A 20,550-nucleotide genomic window follows, 5' to 3' on the forward strand; every position below is an offset into this window, starting at 1 on the left:
TTTATTGAGCGGATAAGGTTTGCTCACTATTGTTTGTAGAAGGAACTGGTATATTGTCGCAGAGGTGGCGATCGCTTTCATCGACATTGGGGTTATTTTTTAGATAGTCGCCTACCCATTCGCATCCTCGCACCAATAATTCATCCAGGTCTTCAATTTGCCACAGTGCTGCTTGCCACAATCCTGGGGAATCATCGGTTCCATAAGTAAATCCCACTGTTACCAATTGTTTGGTATCTGGGCTGAACGCCATGCTTTCAACCCAATCAAGCCCCTTAAATTCTGCTAACTGCTGACCAGACAAATCCCATAGGCGAGCAGTACCATCCAAGCCAGCAGTAGCAAGTAGACTGCCATCTGGACTGAAAATAACCTGACTGACTGTTCCTTGATGATCTTTAAACTCTGCTAATTTCTTGCCTGAGAGATTCCACAAACGGACTACACCAGTTGAGCCATCCAAACCAGCAGTAGCGAGTAGATTTCCTTCAGGACTGAAAACAAAACTTAGAGTTTGAGTTGTGTTAGCCTCAATTGGATTTGGCAAAATTTGTTGACGTTCTTTCCAATTCCATAGGCGGATACGTCCACCTATCCCACCAGTGGCAAGTAGATTACCACTAGGAGCAAAGGCTGTAGCTTGCACCCAATTTGGAACTATATCTCCTTCTTCTTTCGGAGAAAAGTCTTCAGGAAATGTTACTATTTCTTGTCCATAGCAACTGCGAACAGTAATATTATTATCACCACCGATAGCTACCCAGTGACCATCTCTGCTAAAACTAATTCCTTGTGAAAGACGACCGTAGTTTTGGTGAACGAAGGTACCAAATTGGTCTACATCAGCTCTTTCAACTATAAATCGAGTCAGTTCTTGCTTATTTTCCAAATCCAACAGATGGATAGTGCCATTACTTTCACTAACAGCCAGTAAATGGCTATCAGGAGCAAAATGAAGTTCTGATATATCGCTAAACTGTTGCGGAAATTCTAATTGTTGTCGCTTCCTCAAGTTCCACAAATGAAGAATTCCTTCACTCTGGCTAGCTGCAAGTAGTTCACTATCTGAACTAACGCTGATGTGAGTAACATAGCAATCTTGATCTTGATGTCCTTGCAGTTCTATTAATTGTTTTCCTTCCAAATCTTGCCAGATTCGCATAGTGTCATCAATTCCAACAGTTGCTAACTGCTTTCCATCAGGGCTAAAGCTGATATCTATAATTCCACCTTGGTAAGCTTTGAATTTAGCTAACTGATTACCCTTTAAATCCCATAAGTAAACAGTATCGTCTTGATATCCAGCCGCAGCGATAAATTTGCTATCTGGACTAAAACTTATCCTGACAGGAATATTTGAGTTGAAGAAGGGAAAATTGTTGATCTCAACTATTTTCTTTTTGGAATCGACGTTCCATATGCTAATAGTATCACCTGCAACACCAGTTGCTATGAGCTTACCATCGGGGCTAAACGTGTCATAACCTATTCCGTTGTCAGGAAATTCAGCTAACTGAGATCCACTTTCTAAATCTCTCAATTTATTATCACTGAATATTATCAGCCTCCCATTTGAACCAATCATCACCTGGTTTATTATTCCAGGTTGTTTTAACTCCTTTATCTTTTGTCCATTCAAATTCCACCATTTGGTCACTTCATCAGTGCTAACAGTGATAAGCTGTTGACTATCAGGACTAAAGGTGACACTCCAAACCTGACCCTCCACATTGAATGGTTTAAATCCAGGCATCTGTTTACCACTTCGATCCCATAAGCCAACAGTGCCATCAAGTTGAATTGTGGCTAATAGCTGACCATTTGGGCTAAAAACTACTTTATCTCCACCATTCGGAATTTTGAGACGATTTCGTTCTTTTACTCCATACATTGTCTTTTGTAGTGTTCGTCTCACTTGAGCGCATAGTTCAGCATCTTTCCAAAATAAATACTTAAGTTGTAACTTCTTGAGTTCTTTTCCCGCCTTGACAACTTCAACTAGTGCTTCCAACTGTTGATTTGCAGCCAGGAGAGCTTCAGCGGCTCTATAGAGTATTCTTATAATCTGTTTTTTCTCCTTAATATCTTCTTCGTCTCTTTTCACAATACTGCTTTTGACAAATTCCATCTCTAATTGATTTAGCCAGTTATCCTCTGAATTCTGAATCACTTCTTGTAGCAAATCTAGACGAGGATTAGTATTCCAGAGATAACTTTCAGGTCGTTCCTCCTTGTGCCAATCATTAGCCGCAGGTGTTAGCCGCTGTTGCAAAATTAAATTTTCCTCTTCATCTTTTTTCCACTTCAGCATCTTATCCCACCCCTGCACCAAAGCATCATGGGCTGGTTCCACATAAGGTTCACCTTGAGGATTGGAACCTTCAACGATTAAACGAGCTTCAGAAAAACGTTGGATGAGCGTATTCACCCGCTCGGTTTCATCCTTATCAGGATACACTAGTTCTGACTTAGGCACTTGTCGCCTTGCTAACTCCCCACCCTGCAATGAAATCATCCGCAGCATCACCCGACGTACTGTATCTTCATAAGCAGAGTCTTCTTCAACTAAATAAGCAGAGTCTTCTTCAACTAACCGATCATATTCTTGATTAGCACGCTTGGTCAAAGAACCAACGACTCTTCCCAAATCTTCGTAATCATTCTTTGTTAAAGCCCGGTTATCCTTCGTGCGATCGCCTAAATACTTCAGATACAATTCACTAAGAGTGAAAGAAAGCAAAGGTAAAGCACCTGGCATTTGTACAACTTCATTGATTAAGTCGTCCACCAAATTGGGAGGCTCAAAATACACAACTTTCTCTGAAGCAGGTTTCTCAATTGCTTCTCGCAATTCATCCTGACTCATCGGTGGTACAACAAACCGAGCATCATTCCAAAAGTCCTTGAGTACAGAGTTTTGAAACTGCGCTTCAAAGTCAAGTCGCAAGGTAACAACGACATCGATATGTTTGGAAAATCGGGCAATAGCATTCTTTATCAACTTCTGAAATTGCTCTCGTTCCTCATCACTCTTACATAAGGTTATCAACTCTTCAAATTGGTCAATTGGCAATAATAATTGAGTTTTGGGATAAGTCTTACACCTGTTTTCAATAATAGTTGCTAAGGCGTATTCATCTTTTGCGAATTCTTCAGCAGTGATTTCAGTTGCAATTGGTGAACACACTTGTGCTAAGGCTTGCAAAGGATTTTCCCCTGGTCGCATCGGTTGTAAAATCTGAAATTGATACTCCTGGGAATGACGCAAGCGCGGTAACAAACCAGCTTTCATTAAGCTAGATTTTCCTGTTCCAGAAGCACCCAATACGACTGTCAAAGCTTGCTGTTCAGAAACGACATGCTGATAAAGTTGTTTGATGAGATTTTCCCTACCAAAAAACAAGTTGCTATCTTTTTCGTCGTAAGATTTCAATCCTCGGTACGGATTATTTTCTGGAATCAGTGGTGGTGCATCTTCTAATTTGTCTCGGTCAAACTCAAGTAATAAGAAAATGAATTCTCCTTTATCATGTTTTCTCAAGGGACACAAACCTGGAGTTTGTCTTTTGTAATGATTGTTTGTCTGAATTTCTACTCTGTCCCTGAGATATGAGTAAAGTTCGGTTGCTGTGATGATACCATCTTTATTTAAGTCAGCACTTTCTTCTGTGTCTCCCCGTAGGGCATCAAAAAGAGCTTTGGCAAACGGAGAGTGAATCTCGTTTCCATCCTGTACTTTTCCGCGCTGTCCTAGGGAATCCAAAGCTTTTTGGTCATCAGCTGCTGAGGTAATGACTTGCCAAGCGCGATCGCAGATAAAGCGATCATATCGTTCTTTATAAACCTTGAGTCGAGGTACAACATCTCGCTTAAGACTCGCCCAACGAAACGCACCAGCAAAGCAGCAATCTAGAATTGCTAACATATGCCGACACGGAAGTGCATTAAGAGCATCATGTAAATCCTGCATCGGCAAATAGGTGCTGCTATCTTCTAATTTAGCATCTTGAGGAATCAGGTAACCGACTGGTCCTTCTTGATTTTCTAAAGCATCTAAGGCGATTCCATGTCCAGCAAAGTAGAAAAGAACGCGGTCATTTTCCATAATCTTCACTGTTTCTTTGTCAAAAGCTATTTGTCCTTTTTTGAAATTTTCAATTAACTGATTCAGCTTGTTAAGATTAGCTCTTTCATTCAAAATTAATTGAACTTCATACTGATTTTGTATTTGATATTTATCTTTCAGTTTTCTATGTTGTTCTTGAATAATATGAGCAAGTTTATGGGCATCTGGAACCGCTGTTGATAAGGCTGGAATGCCGTTTCTATAGTTATTGATACCAACAATAACTGCAAGATTTCGGTTAAACTTATATTGAGACATAAATAACTTTCCTTTACGTAAATGTAGGGTGCGTTATGGATATTTGTCCTAACGCACCAAAGTCTCTGGCTACTTTTGCTTTTTTGCGATTTATTTCTCTTGTCCCAAAACTGCAATCAAAGCCTTTAATCCTTCTGGGTGATTAAAATAGGTCAAATGGTCGCAAGCCACTTCTTGAATTTGAGGAGAAAGTACACGTCCATCTGTGATATTCTTAATACTATGTACAGTGACAGCAATATCATTTGCCTGTCCGAAGAAAGGCAAACCAACGACTTGACCAAACAAGCTTTGCATGAGTCGTTCTAGCAAACTGGATTTATCTCTTTGTTGCTGCATGGCTGCAGGAATAATTGATGTGTTACCAGCAATAATCGAGTAAGGAATACCAGGGTCATCACTCTGTGCTAAAGTCTTAAGAAAATCAGAGTTTGGCTTCATCTGGTCTAGTGTTACATCAACAGCTTCTATTGCACTGATTAAACTCCCCAACACTTTCACAGGCCAAGCGACTGTAGTGAGGCTATTAAGTCCAATACCTAAAGCCAGTGTCGCCCAATCTTGAACAGTAGACCAAGGAGAACCACCATTTGGTGTCCCTAACATCATCAGGTGTTGGACAACTTGGTTTCCTGCTTCTCGCTCAATGAACCAACGGGAAATCAGTCCTCCCATACTATGAGCTATAATGTGTAGAAATTTACCGTGGTTTGCTCCCAAACCCACTGCAGCCAGTCGTTTTTTCAAATTCCGAGCATTTTCTTCGATTGAAGTGTTAATGTTCTCGTAGTCAAATGTGAGAACTAAGTCGTAGAACTGGCTGATAGAACATGCTTGTCCATCCACTCCAATGATGGGCTGATGAATGCCGGAAACTAAATTTTTGGTATCGCCAATCATCCCGTGAGTGCAGAGGACTATCCGCTTTGCTTGCGCTACCAATTGTTTAATTTGTGTTTCATCAGTCTCGTATTTAACTGATTTGTCATCGCCAACAGAAGCCACTCTTAGTAACGGATATTGATCTTCCAACCCTAACTTCTCGCTGATGACTTTTTGAAATAGAATGCGAATAGATCCGTGCAAGCTACGACGACCTTGACTCACAGGTTTTGCTAATCTTTGTAACTCAATTTCAGTCTTACCCTCTTGAGTTGTTTTTCCTATACCTAAGGGGACGAAAAACTCACCGTTGTAAGCAACAGGCAAAAGGTGTTCATCTTTACCTAAGCTTGTGTCAAGCAACAATTTTAAAGGCGCATCTGGAGTCACAACAGTGTAGTTTTGCACATTGTCAAGTTCCAGTACACTTAATCCTGGATCTGTACCTCGACTGTTAGTAAATTGAAAGGTTTGGATAACTTCAGGATTTTCTCGGAAGATAGGTGGCAAAATCTTATTGCCCAAATCCCTACTTGTCTGTGGTACTGTTGTTAAACGAAAGTTAGCTTGTAAGCTGGGATGCGGCTGCAATTTGACACCAGCCCCTAACTCTTTGTATTTTGTGGGAGAAACTGAGGTAGCATCTAAGGTGCGAACAGTGGTAATTGCGACTTCTTGTGCGTACCAATCGTCAAATCTTCCCTTGGTTCTGGGTTTGATATCACGCTGTTGAACCCGATTCATTAAACGATCCAGCGTACCTTGATTCGGGGATGGTAAATCTCTTTTCGGAGGTCGAGGAACGTCAAGTGCTTCCTGAGTGATTAACTGGGCGTCAAATTCAGCGCTACTGACAATTAGCTTAATAATGTCTTTGTACTCGGTTATTCCCTGTTTCCATAACTCGTCTGACACTTCGAGTTGTAGATATTCCCCATCCAAAGCCCAAGCTTCTTCGCCTGGTTCTAACTTGATACTACCTGTTTCAAAAAAGGGAGCGCTAACAGCGTAAAGGTCTGTAAGATCGACCAAAGCACAGTAAAGTGGCTTCTTACTATTATTAATCAGTTTGAGCCGAAAAGCTGGAGGTTGCCACTCATTGTCCCTGTACTTGTACTCCAAACGCATCTGATTAGATTGAGAGATATCCTTATCTTCAAACAAAAGTTGCATCTGGATATGACCAGGTTGAATCTGACTAGTCGCAGGGCTTGAGAGTTCAGCAATCGTCGTCCAACGGGCTATATGTTCTAAGCGTTGAATTGCTTTTTTTGCATTCTGTGGTGTGTAACCATCAATTTGACTCACCAAAGGTCGATCATCTGCAGGTCGAGCAATCAAATACTGCTGATGATGACATAATAGGCGAAACTGTGCTTGAGTGAGTTCCTGTTCTTCTCGGACATAAGGCGAGGGTTTGTTGTGAAAACCTGCTGACTGCAAAGCTTGGCGTGCCAAATTCACACCCGCTTCATCTCCCTCAAAGTAAACTCCTAAAGGCGGCAATGGTAAACTGGTGACAACGGCTTTGAAGGTGCTTTCAAAAGTCAAGTTTTCAACAGCGCTGATTTTAACCTTACTCAGCGATGGTAATACCTGTGTGACTTCAGCTTCACCAACAGACTGAGATGGATCTTGCAAGTCTTCGGTATTGGTGTCTATCGGGAACAGTTCTAGTAAAGTCGTTTCGTCACCAGAAGCACTTTTGATTCCGTGAACAGCACCACCATCAATCACCCAGCCATAATTCTTGTCATAACTGACAGTGAAGTAGGGGGTATGTTCGGCGATCGCCCCATCAAGGAAAAATCGGTTTTCATCCTCTGCATGAGTCAATTCAAACTGAGGGGATTGAGTTGTCACCTTGCTGCGGACTAAAGCATTGGCTTGCTTAAATAAGTCTCGATAAGTTAACTTACCATTATTTCGCAATGTTTCCAACAAAAAATAGGAAAAAGCTCCCCGTTGTTGACCGTCTCCATTGTATTCCTTAGCTTCTTCACTATCTCGACAAGCCCCAAAAAGAATATGACGACCTTTGGGTATGTTCCAACCAGTGGGGGATTCTTCCAGACTACGGGACGCAGACAGTTGTTCTAAATCTTCGAGTGAAAAAATAAAGCTATCAAGTGGTCGCTTACGCTTGTCTGTGGGAACGCGGCGTATCCCTGTTTCTTGTAGCAGGTTTCTTGTGCCAGAACCAGAATGACAACAATCCAGGATAATAGTAATTTTAGGATCTTTCGTTGCAACTTCAGCAATCAATTTCGCCAATTCTTTATCTGCTAAATCCCAGCCTCCTGGAGAGCGACTGTCGTAACAAACCAAAGTTTCATCAAGTCGGTCTGATTCTAAGTGCCAAAATTCCTGTGGTGTTGGTTCTTGAGAACCATGACCGCTGTAATAGAAGAGAACGATATCATGACTCTGTGCCTGACATAAATGTTGTCGGAATCCATCAATAATTGCTTGACGAGTTGCATCTTGGTTTAAGAGTGTGCGTATATGAAGCTCATATCCATCAATAGCAACCCGTCCTTCCAGATACTCTTTGATAGCCATAATGTCATTGACACAACCATTTAACGAAGAGACTGGGCTCAGGTATTTATCAATGCCAATCAGCAGCGCATAGATGTTACGAGTCATGCCTATATTACCTTGGTTACTCCTTTTTGGTAGAGGAGAGCAATGGCTAAATCCTCCATATTTATATAGGCTGCATTGAAGTTAACTTATGCACTCTTCCACTTCTGATACAATTCGTCAGAATCATCCCCTGCGCCGGAGACGCTGTGCGGATGACTCCTGACGAGTGACTACTTATGCCGGTCAAAAAACAAAGATAAGTGTACGATATAAACTACTGCTGTTCATGCAAAACCTGTTGCAGTGCTTCTAAAAGTCGGTCAACACTTTCTTTGCGACTATTGAAACCCATGAGTCCGATGCGCCAAACTTGACCTGCAAGTTCGCCAAGACCACCTCCAATTTCGATATTATGTTCATTAAGCAACTTCCGTGCTACTGCTTTACCATCTATCCCTTGTGGAATGCGAACAGTGGTCAGAGTGGGTAAACGGAACTGTTTGTCAACGTGCAAACTCAGTCCAAAATTCTCTAACTTCTCCCAAAGATACTCTGCGTTCTTTTGATGGCGTTGCCAAGAGTTTTCTATTCCCTCTTCGGCAATCAAGCGCAGTGCTTCTCGCAGAGCATAGTATAAGTTAATCGGTGCTGTATGATGATAAGTGCGTTCTTCGCCCCAATACTTGCTTAACAACGTCATATCTAAATACCAGTTAGCCACCTTAGTTTGACGCCGATGCAATTTTTCAATGGCGCGAGGACCTAACGTCAATGGCGAAGCACCAGGAGGACAACCTAAGCCTTTTTGACTACAACTATAAGCTATATCAACTCCCCACTCATCTAAATGCAAAGGAACTCCACCTAAACTGGTGACAGTATCTATCAATAGCAAAGAGCCAAATTCACGACACAACTCACCAACTCCTTCTAGTGGTTGACGTGCTCCTGTGGAGGTTTCTGCATGAACGAGAGCTAAAATAGCTGGACGATGAGTTTGTAGGGCAGTTCGCACTTCATCAAGCGAGAAAACTTGTCCCCAAGGTTTTGTGATGTTTCGGACATCAGCACCATATCGAGAAGCCATCTCAACAAGACGATTGCCAAAATAGCCAGCGACACCAATCAAAACGACATCTCCTGGTTCTATTGTATTGGCGATCGCCGCTTCCATTGCTGCTGATCCTGTCCCGCTGATTGCAATTGTCCACTGGTTTTTCGTTTGCCACACGTAGCGCAGAAGTGACTGAATTTCATCCATCAAGACTAAAAAAGTTGGATCAAGATGCCCAACTGGAGGAGTATTCATCGCTTCCAAAACTGTAGGGTGCGCATTTGATGGTCCCGGTCCCAACAGTAGACGAGATGGTATTGTAAGGGGTGAAAGTTGTAACCGTTCGTTGTTGTCGATAGAGAGTGTTTGCATGATTATTTTTTTAAGGAAAATGATAATTGAAGAAGAACTCAGGAATCAGAACGGGCTACGCCTGTTCTTTTTTGTTAATGCATAGTATGATACGTCTTTGCGGAAGACTTTACATGACTTTACAGTCATCAAGCAAGAAAGCCACCCCAACCCAAGAGGCGAGTCCTAAACCCTCGACGGTGCAAACTGGTATTGCAAAAGTGCGAAGAATATGCATTTAGCTTTGGTCAAAAATTTTCATTCATCTTGCAAGTATGCAACGCCCCTTTTTTAAAGTTAACGTAAGGGATATTACATTAACTGACTTTATCAGCTTTTGAATCGATAATTACGAAGCACCCGGAATTTTATAACCCGCAATTTGGGTTAAAAGACTTTTGAGTCTTATTTGACCTGACTTGACTTAAAATTTCGCAGATGTCTATTGCATAATGTGTGAGGAGTGTGAGACAAAAACAATTTGCCTAGAAACTGAACGCGGTTCTAAGAACTCCAACAATCACATCAGGGTTACGTTCATCATGGTTAGGAGCCGTTAGCCACACAATACCTGGGGTAATGGTGATATTGTCATTCAGGCGATGGGTGTAAAAGGCTTCGATGTGGAATCCAGCATTGCGATCGCTCCTCTGTCCATCTGGTAAACCAATCGCTTGTGCGAGTGCCGCATTGCTTGTACCCGTTAGCCTAGGTTGCATCCCAAAAATCAAAGCAGCTAAGTTTCCCTTTTTGCCCACGTCAAAAAAAACTAAATTGAAGCGATAGTCCCACAAATCAGCATTTCCCTTAGTTCCTTCTCCCAAAGTACGTGCAGCGATATACGCTATAGAGCCACCGAAGCTCATTTGTGGCGTTATTCTGTAATTGAAAGAAAAATCATAACTGTTACCGACAACCGGACCTGCCCCTTTGAGTTTAGCAGCATTACTACCAGTGATCGTATCACTTCCAGACTCCGGAGAGTAGAAGTGGGCAAAAGGAAAAGACAGCTTGAGCTTTCCAAGAGTGATAACTGGTCGGGCAAAAACCCCATAGCCGCCGCCACCAAAAAGTCCCACAGACGGGTCGTTTGTGTTGGTTTCTGCTGCTGCAGCCAAGTCGAGGTTGAGCCAGTTACTGACTGTCCATTGCAAACCAATTCCTGTCTGCTGACCGATGGGGTAATCGAAGGGGTTGATTGAACCAAAGTATGTTACGGCACCTGTAGCCGCATTAGATAACGGCGTGATGGGTTCTGTGAGAAACCTATCGCTGGAAAATGCATTCACAAAAACCAAAAATTTGTCTCCTATCGGGAACCTGTATTGCAACCCGTTCAAGCCCAGGTCTCCATCGCCAGATATGCTCGATCCAAGAAAACGTGTTTCATCAGTGCTACCGCTCAAACGACCCCGTGGAAATTCGGTAGCAGTGTCAAGTCGTCTTAAGTTGATGGCTTCCAGCCCAATAAACAAGTTGTCTTTACCCGTGAAGCTGGTATTTAGGTTGAGGTTAGCTCGATAGGCTAATGCAGTGTTATTAGCCTTACCTGCATTTTCACCCCAAGCATTTCCCAGATAGGTTAACACCCGACCGCTCAGTTTAGTGGTAGTGGAAAACTGCTGTGTCTCTAATATTGCTGTATTCGCTTCCAAAGCATCTACGCGACCTCTGAGATTCTTCAGTTCTGCGGCGAAATCTTTTTGTAGCCGCTCCAGTGTGACTAAATCTTCTTTACTCACGCCTTGTGACTGTTGTATTGCAATCAGTTCGTTAATCTGCTCTAAACACTTGTTTAACCCAGCAGCAAACTCATAGCGGCTCATTGCTCGATTGCCTCGGTAGGTGCTATTTGGATAACCTTCAATACATCCATACCGCTCTACTAATGACTGCAATGCTCCAAATGCCCAATCTGTTGGCTGCACGTCTGTGAGTTCAGAGACTGAGTTCACTTGCGCTATTTGAGTTGTTTGTTGTGATGACTTGGAAGCGGGGGCAATACGGTTTGGATAACCAGGGGAGACAGAGGAGGAAAATAAATTTATGTCCATTAACTCTTGTGTCCCTGCTCCTCTTCTCTCCTCTTCCCTAGTGCAGGCCTCAACAGAGAATCTCTCTAACCAAACGTTATTGGGAGCGGGGGTGTTCCCTACAACAGAAGCAGCTTCAATATCCTGTTTAGGCACTTGCGTAACAATTTGGTCACGCATTTGTCCCCTAAAAAATGGGCAGGCTTTGTTTATTGATTTGTCTACCCCAACGATTAATCGTGGGGCTTGAAAGCCTGCCCATTTTTTTACGTGTAAGACCTCGTCAGAAGTCGTTGACACAGGTAAAGCAGGAGCAGTTTCTTGCTTGCTCATCTCAGAATCCAGTGCTAAAGCATCTGCTTCCAGCAGGTACCCACCACAATAGACACTTAGGGCTACTGCTAGACTTTGGTAAAAAAGTTTCACCATATGACAAAGAGTTGAATTTTGATAAATATTTGCTGATAAAGACAAAATACACTATTTTTCGGCAGAAATCATAATATTTTATTCCTTGACGACACATTAGGTTTGGTAAACTTGTTAAAGACATTGTGAGGTCTCTCTCTAGAAAGGATTATCCAGTTCTCAAGAGTCGTTCGTGATTTCAGTGCTGGTTAGTTGATGCGACAGATAATACAAGATTGAGCAGTATAGAATATATCAGTTTACACCTGTTGGGCACAGATTATCCAATCAGCCCAAGTTTTTAGTTATAAAGTCATGAAATTTGCAGATTGTCTTTGAAATCGCTTTTGTTACAAGTGGTTCATCCAATTGGGTGAATGCGAAATTGAGCTTGGGAATATAACCTGAAAGAAGAATGACTTTTAAAAAAACTTGTTTGGTTGGTATCCAATACAGGAAAAACTGCCAAACCCTCCATAATTGTCTTCCTTGATACATCTATTATTTCTTAATTAAAAGGTCAGAGTGTGAATGAAACTGTGAAAGCGCTGCATACATCAAATTCTCAACAAGAAGCATTGCCCTTGCTGGAAAAAATTGCTGCTAACTTACCAGGAATGATTTTCCAATTCCTCAAGCGGCAAGATGGTTCTCAGTTTGTGATATATGCCAGTTCTGGTTGTAGAGAACTGTTTGAATTGGAACCAGAAGTGATGCAGGAAGACTTTCAAGTATTACACAAACTGACTCATCCACAAGATATTAAAGCTTTTGAAGAATCTATTGCCATTTCTTGCGCGACAGGAAAACCTTGGCAATGGGAAGGTCGCATCATCACAAATAGTGGCAAACTTAAGTGGATTCAAGGGACTTCTCGCGCCGAACAACAACCATCAGGAGATACGATTTGGGATGGTTTCTTCATAGATATTACAGACAGGAAGTTAGCTGAGGAAAAATTACGAGAAAGTGAGGCACGGTATAAGGCAATTTTGGATGCAATTCCTGATTTGATGTTTCGTATGAGTCGTGATGGGAAGTATCTAGATTTTAAAGGTGAGGGAGCAAATATCACCATTCCTAAAAATGAAATCATCGGAAAAAATTTATATGATTTCTTACCTGCAGATGTTGCCCTACAAAGTCAAAAGGCAATTGCAAAGACTTTGGATTCAAAAACTTTGCAAACGTATGAATATCAACTACCAACACCTCTGGGAATGAGAGATTATGAGGCGCGGCTAGTCGTCAGTGGAAAAGATGAAGTTGTCGCAATTGTACGAGACATCACAGAACGCAAACAAACGGAAGTCACTTTGAAAAATTTGGCACAAAAGTTTGCTAAAGTTTTTCGTTCAAGCCCTAATCCGATTTCGATTAGCACCCTTGCAGAAGGACGTTACATAGAAGTTAATGACAGTTTTGTGAAACACTTGGGTTATGAAAGCGAGGAAGTCATTGGTCGTACTGCTTTTGATTTAAATATTTGGGTTCACAAGAGCGATCGCGCCACCGTATTGCAAGAATTACACAAACACGGGGTCGTGCGCAACATGGAATTTGAATTCCGCCGCAAGTCTGGTGAGATACAAACTGGACTATTTTGCGCCGAAGTCATTCATTTAGATGGTATTCCCTGCTTATTATCAGTAACTCATGATATCACCGAACGCAAACAAGCAGAACTTGCTCTGCGCGAGTCAGAGGAAAAGTTTTCTAAAGCCTTTTGTTCTAGTCCGAATCCAATTACTATTGTGACTCTTAAGGATGGGCGCTACGTTGAAGTTAACGACACCTTCCTGCAAATCACTGGCTTTGATCGAGAAGAAGTGATTGGTCATACCCGCAGTGAGTTAAATGTTTGGGTCAATTCCTCTGACATTGCCAAAATAGAACAGATGTTGCAAGAACAGGGGTTTATTCGCAATTTTGAAACAGAATTTTACACAAAATCTGGTGAGACGAGAGTCATGCTGTTCTCAGCTGAGGTGATTACTTTAGGTGGAGAACTTTGTATGCTTTGTGTGAGTAATGATATTACAGAACGCAAGCAGACAGAAGAACTACTGCGCCTCTCTTCAAAACGCGATCGCCTACTTGCTCAAACATTATCACGAATTCGTCAGTCGCTCAATCTCGACGAAATTCTGCAAACCACCGTCAACGAAGTTCGGCAATTTTTAGAAGCGGATCGAGTTTTTATTGCTTTAAATGATAATGATGCTCAGTCGAGAATCTTTGCCGAATCAGTAGCGGCTGAATATCCATCAGTCCTGAATTGGAAAAATGAGGATAAAACTCTTCTAGAAGAATTAAAAACAATCCTAAAAAGCAATCAGGTACGTATAGTTGAAGATACCACAAAAATATCAGCATCTACAAAATTAAAAGCGCTCTATAAACAATTCCAAACGAGAGCGAACTTAGCTGTACCAATCATGCAAGATGAAGAAGTGTTTGGTGCGTTGATTGCTAACCAATGCAGTAAACCACGTCATTGGAGTGCGATAGAAATTGACTTGCTCCAGCAAATGTCAGAACAAGTGGCGATCGCCATTCAGCAAGGACAACTTTATCAAAAACTAGAGCAACTAAACACGAATTTGGAACGTCAAGTAGAAGAACGCACTGCACAACTACAGCAGAAAATGCTGGAACTTCAAGAATTGAACAGTGTAAAAGATGTCGTTCTGCACACCGTTTCCCATGAACTGCGAACTTCAGTGATGGGTAATTTGATGGTATTGAATAATTTGCTGCATAAAGGACAAGGGGAAGACAATCCCATGCGGACATCTTCTCCATTAAGGGGAGGAAATTCCTGTGCAAAAGTTTCCTCTGATAAAAACTATGCCCTGCAGACACGCTACACGAATCCAGGATTCTCTCGGTTGAGAGGAATGTCACCAGACAAAGAGAACTTATCTGTTCCATCCCCTCTGCTTGTATCTCGCTCAATCATTGAGCGCATGATTCAAGGAAATGATCGCCAACTAGAAATGATTGAATCATTAGTTGAACTTCATTCCACCGAAGCACAAGGAATTGTTCTTCATCGTGAGGTCGTTTCTTTTAACTTATTGGTTGGTATAATTATCAGAGATCTAGAGCCAATCCTGACACAGCATCAATCAACGGTGAAAAGTCTGGTTCCAAATGATTTACCACCAGTCATTGCTGACCCAGCTCAGCTGCACAAAGTTTTTGTCAACTTGTTCAATCATAGCTGGCAACACAATCCACCAGGAGTAAAATTTACCCTAAAAGCCACAGTTGAGGCAGGAAGGATTCGCTTACAGATTCAAGATGACGGTGTAGGGATGAGTAAATTGGAATGCGATCGCCTCTTCGATTTGTATGTGCGCGAACCACAAGCCCGTTGTTCAACAAGGATTGGCGTTAAAATGTATCTTTGTCGGCAAATTATTAAAGCACACGGTGGTGAAATAGGCGTCAGTTGCAACCGTAAACGTGGTTTAACTTTCTACTTCACATTACCTCTGGCGATTCCATCTTAAGAAGTCTTTTCTAGAAGCTTTTAAAGTTGAGGAGATAGCGAGTTGCACGGCTCTCCATAGTTTTAAAAACCTTTTCATAAACATAGAGTAAACTTTTTATAACCTAACTTTTACTTTATGCTTCAGTGTATACCGGTATTATATAAAATTGGGTATATACTCTGAGAAAAATATTTATCATGGGCACAAATCTAACCGAAATCTCGTCTATCACACGGCTCTCCGTCGCCGATGATGGCACCGAGGGGAATAACAGCTCCTCCACCCCCGCCATTTCCGCTGATGGGCGCTTTGTGGCGTTTTCGTCAAATGCCGACAACTTGGTACCGGGAGACACCAACACCAACAACAGTAGCGATATCTTCGTTCGCGACCTCCTAACGGGCACTATCACTCTGGTCTCCGTTGCCGAGGATGGCACCCAAGGGGGTACCTCCAGCTTCTCCTCTACCCCCTCCATTTCTGCTGATGGGCGCTTTGTGGCGTTTTATTCATTTGCCAACAACTTGGTACCGGGAGACACCAACAACAATAGCGATATCTTCGTTCGCGACCTCCAGACGGGCACTACTACCCGAGTCTCCGTCGCCGACGATGGCACCCAAGGGAATAACTTCTCCTCTAGCCCCTCCATTTCCGCTGATGGGCGCTTTGTGGCGTTTTCGTCAAATGCCAACAACTTGGTACCGGGAGACACCAACAACAATAGTGACATCTTCGTTCGCGACCTCCAGACGGGCACCACTACTCTAGTCTCCGTCGCCGACGATAGCATCCAAGGGGGTACCTCCAGCTTCTCCTCTAACCCCTCCATTTCCGCTGATGGGCGCTTTGTAGCGTTTACGTCAAGTGCCAACAACCTGGTAGCGGGAGACACCAACAACAATAGCGATATCTTCGTTCGCGACCTCCAGACGGGCACCACTACCCGAGTTTCCGTTGCTGAAGATGGCACCCAGGGGAATCGCAGCTCGTCTAGCCCCTCCATTTCCGCTGATGGGCGCTTTGTGGCGTTTGAGTCTTCTGCTTACAACCTGGTACCGCGAGACACCAACAACAGTAGCGATATCTTCGTTCGCGACCTCCTGACGGGCAGCCTCACCCGAGTCTCCGTCGCCGAGGATGGCACCCAGGGGAATAACTTCTCCTCTGGTCCCTCGATTTCCGCTGATGGGCGTTTTGTGGCGTTTTCGTCAAATGCCAGTAACCTGGTAGCAGGAGACACCAACAACAGTAGCGATATCTTCGTTCGCGATCTCCAGACGGGTACCACTACTCTAGTCTCCGTGGCCGATGATAACATCCAAGGGGGTATCTTCACCAGCTCCTCTACCCCCTCCATTTCCGCCAATGGGAACTTTGTGGCGTTTTCGTCAACTGCTTTCAACTTGGTAGCGGGAGACACCAACAACAGTAGCGATATCTTCCTAGCAACCTTAACTGGTGTTGATAGCACTACCTCCATAATTTAAGTTATTTTCAAACCGCCCTTTTTATGAAAAGCCAAGTATTTAGTGATTGATTATACTTTTTTTGCTCTACGATCGCAGATGGTCGTCTTGTTCTTAAATGTCCAAAGGGCAGTCAAAATGTATTTTGCACAGACAACGAAGCGACATGATTCGGACATTTTAGAATCAAGCCTGTAAAGTTTCATACCATAAAATGCTTGGCTAGCTAGAGCACCGGTACATTAATCAGAATCGAGGATAAAAAACCCGGTTTCTTCGCCTGAAAAAATTGATATCTCGTTGGTTCGATTTAAAGAAACCGGATTTTTGGCATTACTGTACCGACGCTTTAAGTTTTTTCTGCACCCAGGCGATCGCCCTGGTGTATCTTCACACTGTTGCTCTGTGCGACAGTGTGATTCTTTTGGTCTATATGGCGCAGTGATGGGTAAAATTTAATGTGATATGCAAAAGCTAAAGCCTCCGGAGAATCGCCAGTAAACCTGATAGAAGTATTAGTTACGCCTTAAGGGAGTGTTCGTTGTAGATCGCAGGCGTTCAGCATCTTATATATATTAAGAAATATCTGATTGAATTGTTTGGAACCCATGAGATGATGAACACAGATCATCCTCCGTCCAAATTAAATATGAGGGTGCGATGGCAAAGATGAAGAAGGCAAAAGCTTTCCTTGCTGTGAGAAGGTTTGCTCAGAGGCTAACAGCGAGTATATTGAGAACAGTGCAAAAGTGTTTGGAAAAAGCTTTTTTGCTTACCAGTTCTCGACCTAATCATGCCATTTCTTCTGATTACGAAGCTTGGCGCGATCGCTTTTTATGGCAGAGATTACATCTAGCATTGTGGCTTGCATTAATCTTAATCTTGAGTTTTACCTTCCGCGACATTTATGATGCCCTATTTCACCTCAAGGAGTTAGCAGAAATTCCCAAGGAACTCAAACGCCTTTTTTTTGTTCTTTATAGTGCGATCGTACTCAGTTTATTAAGCTGCTTAGCCGTTCATAGAACTCAATTTGGTCGTCGTCATCCGGGATTTGTGTTTCTTGGCTTATCTTGGTCGATCACTATTGTCGAGCAAATTTGGGCAACACTCAACAACTTCGCCCTACCTGATATTTTCGCTTGGTTCGTGATGTTTCTGAGTCAAGCGACACTCATACCAGTACGCTTTTCCTTGCATCTTGTGTCTCAACTGGGTGTACTAGTTTACTATTTTGGCATAAATACAGCACTCGGACTAAAGCTACCGCCACCGGATGGTGACAAGCCCATTTACAATGTGACGATGAGCTTAGCTCTGTTTTGGTTCTGCTTCATTTGTGATCTTGGCGTCTATTTGTATGATCGTCTGCAACGTTCTGAATTTTTTGCCCGTAAAGAACTAGAAGCCGCGTATCAAAAACTAGGGGCTACAGAAGAAAAATACCGCAGTATTTTTGAAAATGCAGTCGAAGGAATTTTCCAAAGTACACCAGATGGACGTTACATTACAGCAAATCCTGCATTAGCACGTATTTATGGATATTCTTTTCCAGAAGAAGTCACGGCAAATTTCACTGATATTGAACATCAACTGTATGTTGATCCCACTCGTCGCACAGAGTTCATGCGCTTAATTGAAGAGTATGGTAGTGTGTCTGAATTTGAATCTCAGATATATCGCAAGGACGGTAGCATTGTCTGGATTTCCGAGAAAGCATACGCTGTGCGTGATGAAAGCGGAAAACTTCTTTACTATGAAGGAGTCATTGAAGATATTACCAAGCGCAAACAAGTAGAAGAAGCGCTACAGGAAAAATTAATTTTTTTAAAAGTACTCATTAATACAATACCAACTCCTGTTTTTTATCAAAATACTGAAGGTGTGTATGTTGGCTGTAACAAAGCTTTTGAAGAAGATTTAGGTTTGAGTAAAAAGCAGATTATCGGCAAGACAGTGTATGAAATTGCACCAAAAGATTTAGCTGACAAATATCATCAAGCGGATAGAGATTTGCTAAAGCAAGGGGGAGTTCAAATTTATGAAAGCTCTGTCATTTATAAGGATAACACTCAGCATGATGTAATATTCTATAAAGCAACTTTTTCTAAGGCAGATGGAACGCTTGGTGGTTTGGTGGGAGTGATTTTAGATATCAGCCAACGCAAGCGCACTGAGGAAGCACTACGAGTCTTTTTCCATGCAGTTTCCCATGATTTACGCAACCCTGTGCTGGGAACTTTGATGGTGCTGAAGAATTTGCTGTCTAGCCCAGAAGAAAAAATATTACTTCCTCGGTCGATTTTAGAGCGAATGGTGCAAAGTAGCGATCGCCAACTAAATTTAATTAACTCATTAATGGAAGCTCATGTCAGCGAAGTGCAAGGTATCGTTTTGCAACGCCAAACGATACAGTTACACACGGTGGTAGAAGCTGCTGTTGCAGATTTAGAGCCAATGCTCAAAGAAAATCAAGCTATTTTGACAAATTTAGTTTCAGCTGATTTACCGTTTGTCAACGCCGATCCCACACAACTGTGGCGAGTCTATTCTAACTTAATTGTCAATGCTGTGAAACATAATCCTCCTGGATTGAGTATTACTGTTGATGTCACCGTTGAGGATGATAAGATGCGTTGCATTGTTGCTGATAATGGTATTGGTATGAGTCAGCAACAGAGTGAGCATTTATTTGACCTTTACTTTCGAGGTAACAATGTTCGCAATTCTTTAAGTTTAGGATTGGGGTTGTATCTGTGTCGGCAAATTATCACAGCACACGGTGGGGAAATTGGTGTGAAGAGTGATTTGGGAAGAGGGGCAACTTTTTGGTTTACTTTACCAAGAAAGAACGAGCTAGCCTCTAATACCGTTTCAGTATAAGGTTAGAACATACTGGACAAGCACTTGGGTTGCTGAGGAAGCAGTTCTTGAGTGAAATGTATCAAGATTTTCGTGAAAGGGTATAAGGGAGAGAACTCAAAGGACACCCCGCTACGCCCTCCAGAACTGCTGATACCAAGTTGCGTTCTAATGTGTCATTCTGACCGGAGGGAAGAATCTCGCGAAATACTATTATTTTACCAGGTGCAAAATCTAACTTGAGACAAGTTCTTGAGTCAAAGAGCTTCAGGAATAAATAAAGTGCCATGTCGTTGCAGAGAATTGTTATAAGTCTTCATCTAATAAAGAGAGTAAAAATCATCCATTATTTTATTTTGTTTAGAATGAAATTAAGTCGTACTTTCACTCACGACATTTATGAAAACGAGTCAGTATAATATCGGACAAATCTATTCGGGAAATGCCAAGAAATCTTGTATATATATTAGGCTTGTGTGACAAACATGAGTCAATTGTCTGGATGTGTTTAGTTATATTTTTGAACACTTGTTCCCTGTAATAATACTATGGCACAAATACTTATGATTTCTTTAGTAATTGTAGTTTATTTGGTAATAGCTTACTGTCTCTTTAATGAATGGCTGGTATTTTTTCTAGCAGATAAAGACATGGATTCAGAGATGCGCTTATTTTCTACTGTCATTTTGGTTACTGCTACTATTTTGTGGCCAATAGTTGTTCCTTTCGCTTACTTGGAATTACTGAAATTCCATAAAAGGCATAAAGAAATCATCGATTTACTGATAAATGTAACTAAAGGTAGTAGTCATGATAACTGAGGTTTTTAGAAACTGATAGTACCATCATCTCAAGTTAAAAAGCTACTATCTGCTGTTTACTGGACTCGGTTTATCAGGATTGGGAGTTGGCTTTTTAACATCATCTATGGGTTTATCAGGATTGGGAGTTGGCTTTTTAACGTCATCTATGGGTTTATCAGGATTAGGAGTTGGCTTTTTAACATCATCTATGGGTT

7 protein-coding genes are annotated in these 20,550 nt (G+C 42.1%); 3 read left to right on the forward strand and 4 right to left on the reverse strand.

Going from position 1 to position 20,550, the window contains the following annotated elements:
* Position 1: 1 nt before the first annotated feature.
* From DP117_RS05325 to DP117_RS05340, 4 genes are all read right to left on the reverse strand, one after another.
* On the reverse strand, positions 2-4,384 hold the full coding sequence (locus tag DP117_RS05325) for a caspase family protein (RefSeq protein ID WP_169217293.1): 4,383 nt from the start codon (positions 4,382-4,384) through the stop codon (positions 2-4).
* 90 nt (positions 4,385-4,474) lie between these two features.
* The gene (locus DP117_RS05330; RefSeq protein ID WP_169217294.1) at positions 4,475-7,915 is read right to left on the reverse strand and encodes a caspase family protein; all 3,441 of its coding nucleotides are present in this window, start codon (positions 7,913-7,915) and stop codon (positions 4,475-4,477) included.
* Positions 7,916-8,129: 214 nt separating this feature from the next.
* Positions 8,130-9,284: an alanine--glyoxylate aminotransferase family protein gene (locus DP117_RS05335; RefSeq protein WP_169217320.1), complete on the reverse strand. Its 1,155-nt coding sequence runs from the start codon at positions 9,282-9,284 to the stop codon at positions 8,130-8,132.
* A 461-nt stretch (positions 9,285-9,745) separates the two neighbouring features.
* Positions 9,746-11,722, reverse strand: coding sequence for an iron uptake porin (locus DP117_RS05340; RefSeq protein WP_211175930.1), 1,977 nt, complete (start codon positions 11,720-11,722; stop codon positions 9,746-9,748).
* A gap of 506 nt (positions 11,723-12,228) precedes the next feature.
* Here DP117_RS05340 and DP117_RS05345 point away from each other — a divergent pair.
* The 3 genes from DP117_RS05345 to DP117_RS05355 all read left to right on the forward strand — a co-directional run bounded on the left by DP117_RS05345 (position 12,229) and on the right by DP117_RS05355 (position 19,553).
* Entirely contained in the window at positions 12,229-15,219 is a 2,991-nt protein-coding gene (locus tag DP117_RS05345) for a PAS domain S-box protein (protein ID WP_169217296.1), read from the forward strand.
* A gap of 179 nt (positions 15,220-15,398) precedes the next feature.
* Complete coding sequence (locus DP117_RS05350; protein ID WP_169217297.1) at positions 15,399-16,691, forward strand: PD40 domain-containing protein; 1,293 nt, start codon at positions 15,399-15,401, stop codon at positions 16,689-16,691.
* Between the two features lie 648 nt (positions 16,692-17,339).
* Positions 17,340-19,553 carry a PAS domain-containing sensor histidine kinase gene (locus tag DP117_RS05355; RefSeq protein WP_169217321.1) on the forward strand — a complete coding sequence of 738 codons (2,214 nt, stop codon included), beginning with the start codon at positions 17,340-17,342 and terminating at the stop codon, positions 19,551-19,553.
* The last annotated feature ends 997 nt before the right edge of the window (positions 19,554-20,550 follow it).

It is taken from the genome of Brasilonema sp. UFV-L1 (assembly GCF_012912105.1).
Taxonomy (GTDB): Bacteria; Cyanobacteriota; Cyanobacteriia; order Cyanobacteriales; family Nostocaceae; genus Brasilonema.

Bases quoted from the DNA above. Each gene is read 5' to 3' on its own strand.
- DP117_RS05325 (WP_169217293.1), bottom strand. From the start codon at position 4,384: ATGTCTCAATATAAGTTTAACCGAAATCTTGCAGTTATTGTTGGTATC.
- DP117_RS05330 (WP_169217294.1), bottom strand. From the start codon at position 7,915: ATGACTCGTAACATCTATGCGCTGCTGATTGGCATTGATAAATACCTG.
- DP117_RS05340 (WP_211175930.1), bottom strand. From the start codon at position 11,722: ATGGTGAAACTTTTTTACCAAAGTCTAGCAGTAGCCCTAAGTGTCTAT.
- DP117_RS05350 (WP_169217297.1), top strand. From the start codon at position 15,399: ATGGGCACAAATCTAACCGAAATCTCGTCTATCACACGGCTCTCCGTC.
- DP117_RS05355 (WP_169217321.1), top strand. From the start codon at position 17,340: ATGAAGAAGGCAAAAGCTTTCCTTGCTGTGAGAAGGTTTGCTCAGAGG.